Genomic DNA, 14,740 nt, shown 5'->3' with positions numbered 1-14,740 from the left:
ACACTAGCTATAAATTAAAGTGTTTCAACGGCAGTGCGTGGGTCAACATATTCCATGTTGAAGGCTTCTGCTACTTCTTTGTACGTTACCTTACCCTTGATCACGTTCAAGCCTTCTAGGAAGTGCTTGTCTTCAAGTAGTGCTTGCTTATAGCCTTTGTTGGCTAGCTTGATGATGTAAGGCAGTGTTGCGTTATTCAAGGCAAATGTTGACGTGCGTGGTACAGCGCCAGGCATGTTAGCAACACAGTAGTGAACAACATCATCAACGATGTAGGTAGGCTCATCGTGTGTAGTCGGCTTAGAAGTGGCGATACAACCGCCTTGGTCGATGGCTACGTCAACGATAGCGGCACCAGGCTTCATTGCTTTGATGTGCTCTGCAGTCACTAGCTTAGGCGCAGCAGCACCTGGGATTAGTACGCCACCGATAACTAGGTCGGCGTCAACTACGTGCTTCTCAAGGGCGTCAGCGGTTGAATAAACAACTTTAGCCAATGAACCAAACTGAGCGTTAAGGCTACGTAGTACGTCGATGTTACGGTCAAGGATGGTTACGTCAGCACCTAGGCCAACAGCCATTTGCGCCGCGTTACGACCAACCATACCGCCACCGATAACAACAACCTTGGCAGGTTCAACGCCAGGAACGCCACCTAGAAGCATACCAAGACCTTGCTTAGACTTCTCTAGCGCCTGAGCACCGGCTTGAATAGACATACGGCCGGCAACTTCTGACATAGGTGCTAGAAGCGGAAGACCGCCTTTGGCATCGGTTACAGTTTCGTAAGCGATACAGATAGCGCCACTTTTCACAAGGTCTTCGGTCTGAGGAAGATCCGGTGCTAGGTGCAGGTAAGTAAATAGGATTTGATCTTTACGAAGCATCGCACGCTCAACGGCTTGCGGCTCTTTTACTTTGATGATCATTTCAGCTTGAGCGAAAATCTCAGCTGCGGTTGGCAAGATTTTAGCGCCAACTTCAATATAGTCTTCGTCGGTAAAGCCAATACCTAAGCCCGCGTTGGTTTCAACGATCACTTCGTGACCGTGGTTGATCAGCTCGCGTGCGCTTGCTGGGATCATACCCACACGGTACTCGTGGTTTTTAATCTCTTTTGGTACACCGATTATCATAAGTAACTATACCTTTTTTGAACGGAAAAATTTTTCACTATTGTACATATGGCCAAATAGTGTGTCTCACTATTTTGCAATCTGTGTCCAGTGTATTAAACTTTATTAACTCTAAATTCAGTGCAATTAACTATTATCAACTATGCATCAACAACTCGATCGAATAGACCGTAAAATTTTAGTCGAATTACAGCGTGACGGGCGGATTTCAAATGTTGAATTGGCCAAACGTATCGGCTTGAGCGCAACCCCTTGTTTGGAGCGAGTGAAAAAGCTGGAGCGCGAAGGATATATTCGAGGCTATAAGGCAGTGGTGGATCCAGCGAAATTGGGCCAGGGCTTATTGGTGTATGTTGAGGTTACCATTACCAAGACCTCACCGGATGTGTTTGATGAGTTTAATCAGGCGGTGAAAAAACATGATGAAATCGTGGAGTGTCACCTGGTCTCCGGTAATTTCGATTTTCTATTGAAGACTCGGGTAACCGATATGTCTGAATACCGTCAGGTGCTTGGCGACATTCTCTTAAAGCTGCCAAACATCAGTGAGAGTCGCACCTATGTGGTAATGGAAGAGGTCAAAGGTGAGGAAGCCTTGATCATACGTCCCCAGGTGCCGGAATAGAGGCATAAGCCGAGCGTTGCAATTACAATTACTGATTATAAACCCAGTGCATAATGTGCTTAGAATTGGTAAGGTAAGGGTATTGCGCTGAAGTATCTAGATAAAAAATAAGGATAATGGAATATGCGCCTAAACGGTGTACAAAGACTGCTTGAGACGGGCTTAATTATGAGCACCGCCTTTGCCATTTTTATTTTATGTGCGCTCATCAGCTTTGATCCTGCCGACCCATCCTGGTCTCAAACCGGCGAATTTGTCGACGTGAAAAATATTACCGGCACCGCGGGCGCCTGGTTGGCGGATATTCTCCTCTTTAGTTTTGGCTGGCTTGCCTTTTTAGTGCCCGCCGGAGTTCAGTTATTCGGCTATTTTGCTTTTAAACGCCCTCACCAAGTGTTGCGTCTTGATTACATTACCTTGGCTTTGCGCCTAATTGGTTTGGTATTGTTTGTGCTTAGCGCCACCGCAATCAGTTCGGTTAATTTTGACGATATTTTTTACTTTTCATCCGGTGGGGTAGTAGGGGATGTAATCGCCGGCGCCATGATGCCCGCGTTCAATTTTACTGGCACCTCTATTCTTTTACTGTGCTTCTTTTTTGCCGGATTAACCTTGCTCACCGGTATTTCCTGGGTGCAATTTGTCGATACCTTGGGTGCCTATGTTATGAAGGCCGGACTGTGGCTATGGAATTGGTTACAACGCAAACGGGGTCAGTGGCGCGAGGAATACGATCAGGCGGAGTTGCAACCGGCGATTGAAGGCAACGCCTCTGGGGTGCCAATGATTGAACAGGCGCAATCTGACAGGGAACTGAGCCAGGATCAGGAAGATAAAAACCTAGCCAAACAAAAAGCGGCATCGATACTGGATAAGGCGGCAGCCATGTTTGCCCCCGAGACTAAATCAGAAGCCGAGGCTGAGCCAGTATATGTGGATGAATTTGAGGCGCATCAGGGTGGTTCGCCCTCGCAAGCAGCGCCTGCAAAGGCTAAAAAACAGCATGCGGCGTTAGATGAGCTGGACGATATCTTCGCCGAAGAAATGAACTTCAGCGCCATCGATGACGAAGGCTTCGATACCGTAGATGCACTAAACGAATTAGACCGTGAGCAGCCGTTAGCGAAAACGCAGACCCAGCCTTTGGCACAACCCGGGGCCCAAGCGTCTGCACACTCGGCAGCGGCCAATGCACAGCAGGCGGCTCAGCACCGAACACCATCCACTGCAGTGAACAATAAGCCGCTGTCGGCAAAAGAAAAGTTTGACCAACTGATGGCCGAGCAGCCTCCCATGGCACCTTTGCCGTCTCTGGACTTACTTGACCGTCCGGATAAACAAAAAAACCCTATTTCCGAAGAAGAGCTAGAAGCGGTTTCGCGCCTAGTCGAGGCCAAGTTACAGGACTTTGGCGTACAGGCCTCGGTGGTTGGGGTATACCCAGGTCCCGTGGTTACACGCTTTGAGCTGGATTTAGCGCCTGGTGTCAAGGTAGCAAAAATTTCCGGTCTGGCCAAAGACCTAGCTCGTTCATTATCGGCGGTCAGCGTCCGTGTAGTTGAGGTAATACCAGGCAAAACCTATGTGGGTCTGGAGTTGCCGAACAAACACCGTGAAGTGGTGCGCCTGTCTGAGGTAATTAATGCTCCTAAGTTTGAGCAAAATAAATCGCCTTTGACTATGGTGCTGGGCAAGGATATTGCTGGCCAGCCAGTAGTTGCCGATTTGGCGAAAATGCCGCATCTGCTTGTTGCCGGTACCACAGGTTCGGGTAAGTCAGTGGGCGTTAATGTAATGATCTTAAGCTTGCTTTATAAGTCGCCGCCGGAAGATGTGCGCCTGATCATGATCGACCCGAAAATGCTTGAGCTTTCGGTGTACGAAGGGATCCCGCACCTTCTGTGTGAAGTGGTCACCGATATGAAGGAAGCGGCTAATGCTCTGCGCTGGTGTGTTGGCGAGATGGAGCGTCGCTATAAGCTGATGTCGGCGCTTGGGGTGCGTAATCTTAAGGGCTATAACCAAAAGGTGCTGGATGCAAAGGCAGCGGGACAACCTATTCTTGACCCGCTGTTCAAAGACACCGACGGTATGGCCGATGGTCCGCAGGAGCTCGATAAGCTTCCCAGCATAGTGGTAGTCATTGATGAATTTGCCGACATGATGATGATAGTCGGTAAAAAGGTGGAAGAGTTGATTGCCCGTATCGCACAGAAGGCTCGTGCCGCAGGTATACATTTGGTGCTGGCGACACAGCGACCGTCGGTGGATGTGATCACCGGCCTGATAAAGGCCAATATTCCAACTCGCATGGCGTTTCAGGTGTCGTCGAAAATTGACTCGCGAACAATTCTCGATCAGCAGGGCGCAGAACATCTGTTAGGCATGGGTGATATGTTGTATCTGCCGCCGGGCACCAGCGTTCCGATACGCGTGCATGGCGCCTTTGTCGATGACCACGAGGTGCATGCGGTGGTTAACGACTGGAAGGCCCGAGGCAAGCCAAATTATGTGGATGAAATCCTCAATGGCGATGCGGTGGAAGATGTTTTACTCCCCGGTGAAACACCGGAAGATGAAGATGGCGAGTCCGATCCACTTTACGATGAAGCTGTGGCGTTCGTTATTGAAAGCGGAAGGGTATCGGTTTCCAGCGTTCAGCGTAAATTACGCGTTGGCTATAACCGTGCCGCTCGACTAGTCGAGCAAATGGAAATATCCGGGCTGGTAAGCCCGCCGGGGCACAATGGCACCCGAGAAGTATTGGTGAAAAACAACGCCAATTAATTGCCTGTAATGGAGGTATTATGAAACGTATTTTTATGTCTGCTGTGCTTTTTTCTCTAACGGCGACCCAGGCCTTAGCCGATGACGCTCAGGCATTAAAGGCTAAATTATCCAAGTTAAACTCGCTGAGCAGCGCTTTCTCACAGCAGGTTTTTGACCCGGAAGGTGAGCTTGTAAGTCAAAGCCAGGGGCATTTGCAATTAGAGCAACCTCGCAAGATCCGCTGGCAGCAACAAACACCGGATGAAACCCTGTTTGTGTCTAACGGTGTTGATAGCTATTACTACGACCCCTTTGCCGAGCAGGTAACTCTGCTCGATACCGCCAAGCTTATCGACAATACCCCCTTTATTTTATTGACCACGGACGACCAGCAGTTGTGGCAGAAATTTACCATTACCGCTATAGACCAGGGATTTGCAGTTAAGCCCATTAGCAAAGAGCAGGGCCAGGTTGAGCAATTAAGCCTGTACTTTAACGACCAAGCGCAAATAGCGGCTCTTGAGGTTATCGATCAGTCCGGTCAGCGCTCTAAATTTGAGTTCAAGGACAGCGAAATCAATAGTGACATCGATGATGGGCGTTTTGAATTTACCATTCCCGAGCACGTCTTTATTGATGACCAAAGGGAGCAGCGAGGAAGCCAGTTAAGTGGCGAATAGTTTTTCCCTCGACTTTGCCCCCGATGTGCGTCCACTTGCGGCGCGCATGCGGCCAACGTCCTTACAGCAATACATAGGCCAAAGCCATATTCTTGGCCCCGAGCAACCCCTTTATCGCGCCATTACCACCGGTAACTGTCACAGCCTAATCCTATGGGGGCCGCCGGGTGTGGGGAAAACCACCCTGGCACATATTATTGCCCATCACTGCGATGCCGAATTTATCACTTTATCGGCGGTCACCGCCGGGGTAAAGGATATACGCGAAGCGGTTGAGCAGGCACAGATGAGCCTGCAACAAGGGCGTCGCAGTTTGTTGTTTGTGGACGAAGTGCATCGCTTTAATAAATCACAGCAAGACGCCCTGTTACCTTATGTGGAAAATGGCACCTTTATCTTTATCGGCGCCACTACCGAAAACCCCTCCTTCGCCTTGAATAATGCGGTGCTCTCCCGGGCGCGCGTATACACCTTGAAAAAGCTCAGCCTCGATGAACTCAAAGCTGTTGTGCACCAGGCACTGACGCAGGATAGCGAGCTTAAAAATGCCAAGGTCAGCGTAGCCGAAGACAGCCTGGAGCAGCTATGCCAGGGAGCCGGAGGGGATGCGCGCAGCGTACTGAATTTGCTTGAGCTGGCCGCTACCTATGCCATCAGCGCTCAGGAGACAGTTGCGGGTAAGGGCGTGGTGATCGATCCGCAGGTAATGCAACAGGTCGCACCGCAAATGGTGGCACGTTATGGCAAGGGCGGCGACCATTATTACGATTTAATTTCCGCTTTCCACAAGTCAGTGCGGGGCTCAAGCCCGGATGGCGCCCTCTACTGGTATTGCCGTATTATTACCGCCGGTGGTGACCCCCTTTATGTGGCGCGGCGTTTATTGGCGATAGCCACCGAGGATATAGGTACCGCGGACCCTAAAGCCATGGATGTGGCTTTAAACGCGTGGGATATTTATCACCGCGTAGGCCCGAGCGAAGGTGAAAGGGCCATCGCCCAAGCCACCATTTATCTTGCCAGCGCACCAAAAAGCAACGCCGTTTATTGCGCCTTTAATGAGGCAAAACGTCATGCCATGGCCACCGCCGATCTTGATGTGCCGTTACATTTGCGCAATGCACCGACGGCGCTGATGAAAGAGCAGGGATTTGGAGCCGATTACCGTTATGCCCACGATGAACCCGGCGCCTATGCAGCCGGCGAAAATTTCTTCCCCCCCGAGATAGCATCAACCCAGTACTATCATCCAAGCGATAGGGGCCTGGAAAAACGCATTGGGGATAAACTGCAATACCTAAAGGAACGCGACCAACAAAGCGAGCGTAAACGCTATGAGCGCGATTAATACCTATCTTTTGATAGCACTTGGCGGTGCCCTCGGTGCTTGTATGCGCTTTGGTATTAATGAATTAGCGCTAAAACTCCTGTCCAAGGGATTCCCTTTTGGCACGCTGACGGTTAATATTCTCGGTTCATTGTTAATGGGCGTTTTATATGGCCTTTTGGATCGTGAAATATTGACCGATCCGCACCGCCTGACCCTGGGCATAGGGTTTTTAGGCGCACTAACAACATTTTCAACATTTTCGCTCGATACTCTGCTGTTGATGCAGCAAGGTCAGTGGCTGAAAGTGGCGTTAAACATCCTGCTCAATGTCGGGGTGTGTATTTTTATGGCTGCAATAGGCCTCATGCTAACAACGCAAAAAGGTTAATAACTCACATGTTAGACTCAAAGTATCTCCGTCAGGACGTAGAGCAAACAGCCGCACGTTTAAAAACGCGTGGTTTCGTATTAGACGTTGCCAAGCTTGCCGAGCTTGAAGAAAAGCGCAAAGCACTACAAGTACAAACACAAGAACTACAAAGCGAGCGCAATTCCCGTTCCAAAGCCATCGGTCAGGCCAAAGCCAAGGGTGAAGACATTCAGCCACTTCTTGATGCCGTCGCACACCTAGGTGACGAATTAGAAAACGCCAAAAAAGAACAAGATAACGTGTTAGCCGAGCTTAAAGACATTGCTTTGGGCATGCCTAACCTACCTGCAGAAGAAGTGCCAGTAGGTAACGACGAAGACGATAACGTTGAGGTTACTAAATGGGGCGAGCCCAAGTCTTATGACTTTGAGGTCAAAGACCATGTCGATCTTGGCGAAGCCTTGGACAAGGGCCTTGATTTTGAGGCCGGCGTGAAGCTATCAGGTGCCCGTTTTACCGTGATGCGTGGTCAGGTTGCCCGCATGCACCGTGCCCTGGTACAGTTTATGCTCGACACGCATACGGATAAAAATGGCTACACCGAGATGTATGTGCCTTATTTAGTAAACAAGGACAGCCTATTCGGTACCGGTCAGCTTCCTAAGTTTGCTGAAGATCTTTTCCACACCGAGAAGCTGGGCGAACATGACGACGGCTTTAGCCTTATTCCAACCGCCGAAGTACCGCTTACCAACTGCGCACGTGACGAAATCTTCGATGAAAAGCAATTGCCAGTGCGCATGACGGCACACACCCCCTGTTTTCGCAGTGAGGCGGGCAGCTATGGTCGTGACACGCGCGGTCTGATCCGTCAGCACCAGTTTGATAAGGTTGAGTTAGTACAACTGGTAAAACCGGAAGACTCGATGCAGGCTCTGGAAGAGCTAACCGGTCACGCCGAGCAAATTCTTCAGGCCCTAGAGCTGCCATACCGTAAGGTAGTGCTGTGCACCGGCGATATGGGTTTTGGCGCGGCAAAAACCTATGATCTAGAAGTGTGGTTGCCGGCTCAAGACACTTACCGCGAAATTTCGTCTTGTTCTAACATGGGTGACTTCCAGGCACGCCGCATGCAGGCTCGTTTCCGCCGCGCCGGTGAGAAAAAGCCTGAATTACTGCACACATTAAACGGTTCAGGCCTAGCGGTAGGCCGTACTCTGGTCGCTATTTTAGAGAACTACCAGCAAGCCGACGGCTCTGTAGTGGTACCTCAGGTGCTGCGTCCTTATATGGGTGGTTTGGAAGTTATTCGTGCACAATAAGCATTGAACTATAAATTGAAATGGCCGCTCATCAGCGGCCATTTTTTTGCCCATAATTCATTATAAGAATATGCGGGTGGGTAATTATGGACAGAGAGCACAGGGCTAAAACTTGCATAAATTGTAACTATCTGTTATCAATATTTGCAGTGAACGAGTAGGGACAGCAGTTAGTAGGGTAAAGCTAACCCCTTGCTACTATATTCACTAAAAAATATAAAACGATAAACAAGGAATTTTTATGAAAGTTATCCCATCTACGCTGTTAGTCATTTTAAGCACATTCTTACTGTCATTTGCAGGCCTGGCTACCTTATTAGCAACCCCGGACGCCGGTGACAGCCGAGGAATGCTGGTGATTGCCATCGGTGTTGCAGGCCTTGCCATTGGCGCAATGGCTATCTACCAGTTAAAGAAACTGAATCGACTTCTGGGTGTTAAACACGCGGTGTAAATACTACATGCCGGTGGCTGACTCCTTAGCATATCCGTTTTTTTGGTGTTAGCCAGCGGATATTTACTCCCCTCAATGCGGTAATAGTCTAAACTACCTCTGCAATGGACTGTAGGTAAATCTCTTACAAAAGAAAGGACTCACTCATGAAATATAGCTATTACCTTCTCGCAATTCTGTCCGTGTCTGCTTCGGCAGAGGTTAATCGGATAAGCTATGCGCAAGCAAAATCTCACGCCGAGCAAATCGAGAGCGCGTTGTCGGCTAAATAAAGAGAGCGTTTAACCCATGCCCAGGGGCAGCTTGCCGCTTTGGCATTTCCAGGGTGTTTACGCAAAACCACCTCTATCCCTTTCAAGTTTACGGTTGTGGTTCAAGTTGACGCCAGTGGGCGGGTAATAGGCGCCTGGCATAGAGGGAACACCTGGTTTTCAGAATGTTTTGCTGAGACCAAGGTGAGCTCCTTTTCATACAGGCCAACCGCGCCGCCATTTTGCACGTCTTTCTAGTTCACAAACGCAAATTAACCATCCGGTAGATCAAATAGATTGACTCTAAACAAGAGCTGTTTTAGCTTCGCTAGTTGGGGATGGACCCATTTAAATTGCGCTTACAGAGTCAGACATCTATGTTAAACAATGAGTTTTTTGATCTGCTAAAAACCATTATCCGCCAACCCAGTGTGGTGGGAGCCGAGCATTCATTTTTTAGAGTATTACAAAGGGAATTAGAGGAGCGGGGGGCACATGTAACCTGGTATGAAGGATTACTGGTTGCCCAAGGCAGCAAGCCATTTAGCACCATGTTTTCGGCGCATATAGATAGGCATGGCTTAGTGTGCACCGGCCCGAACGAGTTTCAATATGCGGCTTTTATTTCCGCTAATAGAACGGACTTGTTAAACAACTCGGTATCTGAAGAATTAATGACCAAGATAACCGAGCGCTTTCAAAGTGAACCGGTTTACGCTTACGAGCCCTGGTCTGGTGCCTATCGGGGTAGTGGCATAATCAAAAAAGCCTATATCTGTGAATTTAGAAACAACCTGATTTTTGAAATCGACGGGCTGGAGGGGCTGGTCGCCGGCACTCCTGTGGCGTTTAAAGACAAGTTAAAAATTGAGAGCGGCCGATTGTACGGACAATTGGACAATGTCTTGTCTGCCGCGGCCTTAGTTCATTTATTTAGCATGGGTTTCCAAGGCACCGCATTTTTCACGGCCCAGGAAGAAGCCGGTAAAAGCTGGCGCTATCTCTTGGAATGGTTTCGACGTTTTGGTGGTTCAACAAACCGCTTGTTTGTGGTTGATACCAGTCCGTTTCCAGATACCAATGCCGCAAATAATCAGCAACTGGTGTTGCGTTACAAGGATGCAAACGCGACTTTCAATCTCGAGGCGACGCAAAGAGTTGCGCAGATATGCGCGAACGAAAACATCAGTTATTTGTATAAAGACAAATACGTTGAAGAGCATAACAAACACTTAATAAGTCAAGGAATGGAGCCAACATCCATCGGTAGTACGGAGCTGGGTCGTATTATCGCTGCATCGAATGGTTTGGTTGATGGGACGACAATTCAGGTGCCAACCACGGGTTATCACACAATGCAGGAATCTGCATCGTTAGAGTCTGTCGAAACCTTTCTATCTATGCTCTGTGCCTTATCAAAGGAATAATTGGGGCGAGGCAACAAGCAGAGCCAGTGGATGGGCTCTGCTCGCTCTTGGCTAATCCCTAAACTTCATTTCCTGGAGTAAAACTGTGCTCATAATGGTACGATACTCGGCACGGTTACCACTTTCTTCATGCATTTTTTCCATGCTTTTCTTAACCCAGGCAAAGTAGGCTTCTCGACGCTTTTCATTTTCGGCGACCGTGGCCATATTTTCAAATACCCGGACGATATAGAGATCGGGTTCGTCCGCTCGGGCATGCACATTTTTGATAATGGAATAGCTAATAATCCAACCTTGTTCCACTGCGAAGTCCGAGTTTTTCCGCCATTCGGACGCTAACCACTTCGCATACTTTAAACCCGCTCCATCGGCAATTTTAATCCCTGTAACTTCCCAGTAATTACCCCCGATAAAGGGTGGCTCATGATCATCTGCGTGTACGACTTGAATAGACATCAAACTAAAGACACAAAACAACGCTACTATAAATAAGTGCTTATACATAGTAAGTTCCTCGTTACAGGTTGCGATATTGCAACATGAGCTAATAAAGCTAGCCGTGTTTATTTGGTCTGTCTAATTATGGTCTTTAAATCGCCTTACTATAGAGGTTACATTACTACTCTGTGCCGATAAAACCACCGGTTTGGTGCGCCCAGAGTTGCGCATATATACCGCCGGCGGCAATAAGCTCTTGGTGCGTGCCTTGCTCAACAATGTGGCCTTTATCCATAACCACCAGGCGATCCATTTGCGCTATGGTCGACAAACGGTGGGCAATGGCTATCACTGTCTTGTTTTGCATCAGGGTGTCTAGGCTCGCCTGGATAGCCGCTTCCACCTCGGAGTCGAGCGCCGAGGTGGCCTCATCAAGCACCAAAATAGGGGCGTCTTTTAGCAGCACGCGGGCAATGGCGATACGCTGGCGCTGACCACCGGAGAGTTTAACACCGCGCTCGCCGACTTGGGCATCCAGACCTTTATTGCCCTTGCTGTCTTCAAGTTCCCCAATAAATTCCCAGGCCTTAGCTTGTTTAGCGGCATTGATGATCTGCTCGTCGCTGGCATTGGCCAGGCCATAGCCGATATTTTCGCGTACGCTGCGATGTAACAGGGCGGTGTCTTGTGACACCATGGCGATGTGCTGGCGCAGGCTTTCCTGGGTGACACTGTCTATCGCTTGATTGTCGATACTGATGGAGCCTTGCTCGACGTCATAAAAGCGCAGTAACAGGTTTACTAATGTAGATTTGCCGGCGCCAGAGCGCCCAACCACGCCGACCTTTTCACCAGCACGAATATCCAGGTTTAATCCGGCTAATACGCTATGCTGCTCATCATGCTGGGCTTTACCATAGTTAAAACTGATATTGTTGAAGCTAATGGCACCGGATTTGACCTCAAGCTCTTTGGCATCGCGTTTGTCTTCAATGGCGATGGGTTTGGTGAGTGTGTTCATGCCATCGGTAACGGTACCAATATTTTCAAATAGGGCACTGATTTCCCACATGATCCACTGAGCCATACCGTTTAGGCGCAGGGCCAAACTCACGGCAATGGCAATGGCTCCCACGCTGATGGCACTCAACGACCAGAGGTAAATCGACAACGCTGCGGTGATGCCCACAAGCGTGTAGTTCAACACCTGTACGCTTACCTGCAAGCCGGTAGCCAAACGCATTTGCCGATAGACGGGATCCAGGAATAGCTCCATGGATTCCTTGGCATAACGTTCCTCGGTGGACGAGTGAGAGAACAGCTTAATGGTAGAAATATTGGTGTAGCTGTCGACGATGCGCCCGGTCATTTGTGAGCGAGCCTCGGCTTGCTCCTCGGCCACGCGCTTTAAACGAGGAATAAAATAACGCTGAATACAGGCATAGCCGACCAGCCAGAGCAGCATGGGTGCGGTAAGGCGCCAGTCCGCCTGGCCAATAAAGAGCAACATGGCGGAAAAATAAACGAGAATATAAACCGCCACATCCAAAAGCTTGATCACGGTTTCCCTTACCGCCAAGGACGTTTGCATTACCTTAGTGGCGATGCGCCCGGCAAAATCATCCTGATAAAAGCTCATACTTTGACGCAGCAGGTAGCGGTGTGCCAGCCAGCGAATCGACATCGGATAGTTACCCAGCAGGGCTTGATGCAACACGGCTGAATGGACGAAAACGAGTATGGGTAAGACGACGAGTGTCAGTATGCCCATAAACCATAACTTCGCGCTGTCTTGTGCGAACAGCTCTTGCGGCGTTGTTTGATTTAGCCAATCCACCAGCTGACCCATAAAGCTAAACAAGGATACTTCGATTACCGCCAATAGCGCGGCACTGATGGACATCACCGCCAAGGGCCATTCCATACCTCGGGTATAGTAGCGACAAAATGCGAGGAGTCCCTTGGGAGGGGCTTGGGTTGCGCGCTCGGGAAAAGGGCGAGTGAGCTTTTCAAAAAATGCAAACATAGGACCGTAAACAACTAATTCTATTAATGGTGCAGTGTAGCGAGTTTGAGTAGGGCTGCCTAGTCGAAGTGTGTGGCAGTTCGGCATCAATGTGCAGCGTGTTTTTTAATCAGTCAGATTTGAATAGTGAGAATTGGCCCCACTTTTGGGGCCATTTGCCTTAGACGGCTTGCGCATGTTGCGCTTGCAGTTTTTCTATCATTTGCTCGCGCATTTTAAATTTTTGCAGTTTACCAGTCACCGTCATTGGGTATTCATCAACGATTTCAATGTATTTGGGTATTTTAAAGTAAGCCAGGTGTTCTTTCAGGTAATCACGCACTTGTTGCTCAGTGAGGTCATGCCCCTCTTTGAGCTTAAGCCATAAGCATACCTGCTCACCGAACTTATCGTCGGGAATACCAAACACCGCCGCGTCGCTGATGGCCTCATGCAGATATAACAGCTCTTCTATTTCGCGCGGGTAAATATTCTCGCCGCCACGGATGATCATATCCTTAATACGGCCGACTATGGTGACATAGCCTTGGTCGTCCATTACACCCAGATCGCCCGAGTGCAGCCAGCCTTGCTCGTCTATGGTGGCCTTGGTTTTTGCTTCATCGCCCCAGTAACCCTGCATAACGCAATAGCCCCGGGCGCATATTTCCCCGGCGGTACCAATTGCGGCAATGCCACCGCGCTCATCAATTATTTTCACCTCGGTGTGTGCCATAGCCCTTCCTACGGTTTCAACCTGTTTCTCTAGGGGCGAGTCTATCTCGGTAATGTGATTAATGGGGCTGCATTCGGTTTGTCCGTAACCAATCAGCACTTGTGTCATATTAAACTGGCTATGTACCTTGCGCATTAATTCTTGCGGGCAGGTAGCACCGGCCATCACCCCGGTGCGCAGGGTACTGAGGTCAAATTTGGAAAACTCGGGCAATTCCAGTTGGGCAATAAACATGGTGGGCACACCATGTAAGGCGGTGCATCGCTCCTGCTCTACAGTTTGCAGCGTGGTTAGGGGCTCAAACGAAGGGCTGGGATAGATAGCACAGGCGCCGCTGGCGACACATACCAGGTTACCTAGCACCATACCAAAACAGTGATACAGAGGCACAGGGATACAAAGGCGGTCGTTTGCGCTAAATTGCATGGCGCGGGCAACGAGCAACGCGTTGTTGAGTATATTTCTATGGCTCAGGGTCGCTCCTTTGGGGTTCCCCGTGGTGCCGGAGGTAAACTGAATATTGATAGCATCGTTTGCGTCTAATTGACTCGCCAATTCACGCATATGTTGATAATGCTGTGGTTGCCCCAAATCCTGAAGCTGAGCAAAAGGCAGCATGCCGCAGCGCTGCTGCTCACCAATACAGATCACGCGAGTCAGTGATGGCAGTTTGGCGATTGGTCCTTGATGATTGGGGTCAGTTAATTCCGGTGCCAATTGATAAAGCATTTCTACATAATTAGAGGCTTTAAATTCTTGGGCCATCACCAGAAACTTCACCTCAACGTTATTAATGGCAAACTCCAGTTCATGGGGGCGGTAGGCCGGGTTTAAACACACCATGATGGCGCCAATTTTCGCCGTCGCCATTTGAATAAGCGACCACTCGATATTGTTCGGTGACCAGATGCCGACACGATCGCCGGGCTGAACGCCTAATGCCAACAGGCCGGTGGCGACCCGTTCTATTTCTTCTAAGTAGCGACGATAGCTCCAGCGGATATTTTGGTGACGAATGACAATGGCTTCGTTTTCTGGGTAGGTGTCGACAATACTCTGTAGGTAGTTGCCAATAGTCAAATCACTGAGGGCTTGCTGAGTACTGCCACTGTAAGTGCTAATAACAAGGGGAAAGTTGTTTAATTGCTCGTTTAAATGCGTAGGCATACTGTGCCTCCTTGGCGCAAAAGTTATGTT

General features: G+C 49.3%; 12 protein-coding genes. 8 read left to right on the top strand and 4 right to left on the bottom strand.

What is annotated here, in order from left to right:
• Positions 1 to 14: 14 nt before the first annotated feature.
• The gene (gene ald / locus C2M29_RS10735) at positions 15 to 1,136 is read right to left on the bottom strand and encodes an alanine dehydrogenase (RefSeq protein ID WP_105189772.1); all 1,122 of its coding nucleotides are present in this window, start codon (positions 1,134 to 1,136) and stop codon (positions 15 to 17) included.
• Between the two features lie 142 nt (positions 1,137 to 1,278).
• Between ald and lrp the strand changes: the two genes are divergently transcribed.
• The 8 genes from lrp to C2M29_RS10695 all read left to right on the top strand — a co-directional run bounded on the left by lrp (position 1,279) and on the right by C2M29_RS10695 (position 10,364).
• Positions 1,279 to 1,761 carry a leucine-responsive transcriptional regulator Lrp gene (gene lrp / locus C2M29_RS10730; protein ID WP_105189771.1) on the top strand — a complete coding sequence of 161 codons (483 nt, stop codon included), beginning with the start codon at positions 1,279 to 1,281 and terminating at the stop codon, positions 1,759 to 1,761.
• Between the two features lie 123 nt (positions 1,762 to 1,884).
• Positions 1,885 to 4,548: a DNA translocase FtsK gene (locus tag C2M29_RS10725; protein ID WP_105189770.1), complete on the top strand. Its 2,664-nt coding sequence runs from the start codon at positions 1,885 to 1,887 to the stop codon at positions 4,546 to 4,548.
• Positions 4,549 to 4,568: 20 nt separating this feature from the next.
• Positions 4,569 to 5,210 (top strand): outer membrane lipoprotein chaperone LolA, encoded by a 642-nt coding sequence (gene lolA / locus C2M29_RS10720; RefSeq protein WP_105189769.1) that lies wholly within the window; start codon positions 4,569 to 4,571, stop codon positions 5,208 to 5,210.
• 46 nt (positions 5,211 to 5,256) lie between these two features.
• A complete protein-coding gene (locus tag C2M29_RS10715; RefSeq protein WP_105190246.1) occupies positions 5,257 to 6,558 on the top strand; it encodes a replication-associated recombination protein A in 1,302 nt (433 codons plus the stop codon).
• On the top strand, positions 6,545 to 6,928 hold the full coding sequence (gene crcB / locus C2M29_RS10710; RefSeq protein ID WP_105189768.1) for a fluoride efflux transporter CrcB: 384 nt from the start codon (positions 6,545 to 6,547) through the stop codon (positions 6,926 to 6,928). The genes C2M29_RS10715 and crcB overlap by 14 nt, the downstream gene beginning before the upstream one ends.
• Before the next feature lie 8 nt (positions 6,929 to 6,936).
• Positions 6,937 to 8,232 carry a serine--tRNA ligase gene (gene serS, locus C2M29_RS10705; RefSeq protein ID WP_105189767.1) on the top strand — a complete coding sequence of 432 codons (1,296 nt, stop codon included), beginning with the start codon at positions 6,937 to 6,939 and terminating at the stop codon, positions 8,230 to 8,232.
• 241 nt (positions 8,233 to 8,473) lie between these two features.
• Complete coding sequence (locus C2M29_RS10700) at positions 8,474 to 8,686, top strand: hypothetical protein (RefSeq protein ID WP_105189766.1); 213 nt, start codon at positions 8,474 to 8,476, stop codon at positions 8,684 to 8,686.
• 628 nt (positions 8,687 to 9,314) lie between these two features.
• A complete protein-coding gene (locus tag C2M29_RS10695) occupies positions 9,315 to 10,364 on the top strand; it encodes a peptidase M42 (protein ID WP_105190245.1) in 1,050 nt (349 codons plus the stop codon).
• 51 nt (positions 10,365 to 10,415) lie between these two features.
• Here C2M29_RS10695 and C2M29_RS10690 read toward each other — a convergent pair whose 3' ends face one another.
• From C2M29_RS10690 to C2M29_RS10680, 3 genes are all read right to left on the bottom strand, one after another.
• Positions 10,416 to 10,820: a hypothetical protein gene (locus C2M29_RS10690; protein WP_158684716.1), complete on the bottom strand. Its 405-nt coding sequence runs from the start codon at positions 10,818 to 10,820 to the stop codon at positions 10,416 to 10,418.
• Positions 10,821 to 10,983: 163 nt separating this feature from the next.
• Entirely contained in the window at positions 10,984 to 12,828 is a 1,845-nt protein-coding gene (locus tag C2M29_RS10685; RefSeq protein ID WP_105189764.1) for an ABC transporter ATP-binding protein, read from the bottom strand.
• Between the two features lie 160 nt (positions 12,829 to 12,988).
• The gene (locus C2M29_RS10680) at positions 12,989 to 14,710 is read right to left on the bottom strand and encodes an AMP-binding protein (protein ID WP_105189763.1); all 1,722 of its coding nucleotides are present in this window, start codon (positions 14,708 to 14,710) and stop codon (positions 12,989 to 12,991) included.
• Positions 14,711 to 14,740: the final 30 nt, after the last annotated feature.

Origin of the sequence: Pseudoalteromonas sp. T1lg48 (assembly GCF_002964785.1) — a bacterium.
Lineage (GTDB): Bacteria > Pseudomonadota > Gammaproteobacteria > Enterobacterales > Alteromonadaceae > Pseudoalteromonas.
Note: the sequence above shows the minus strand (reverse complement) of the source record. Positions and strands in the feature narration are given on the sequence as shown.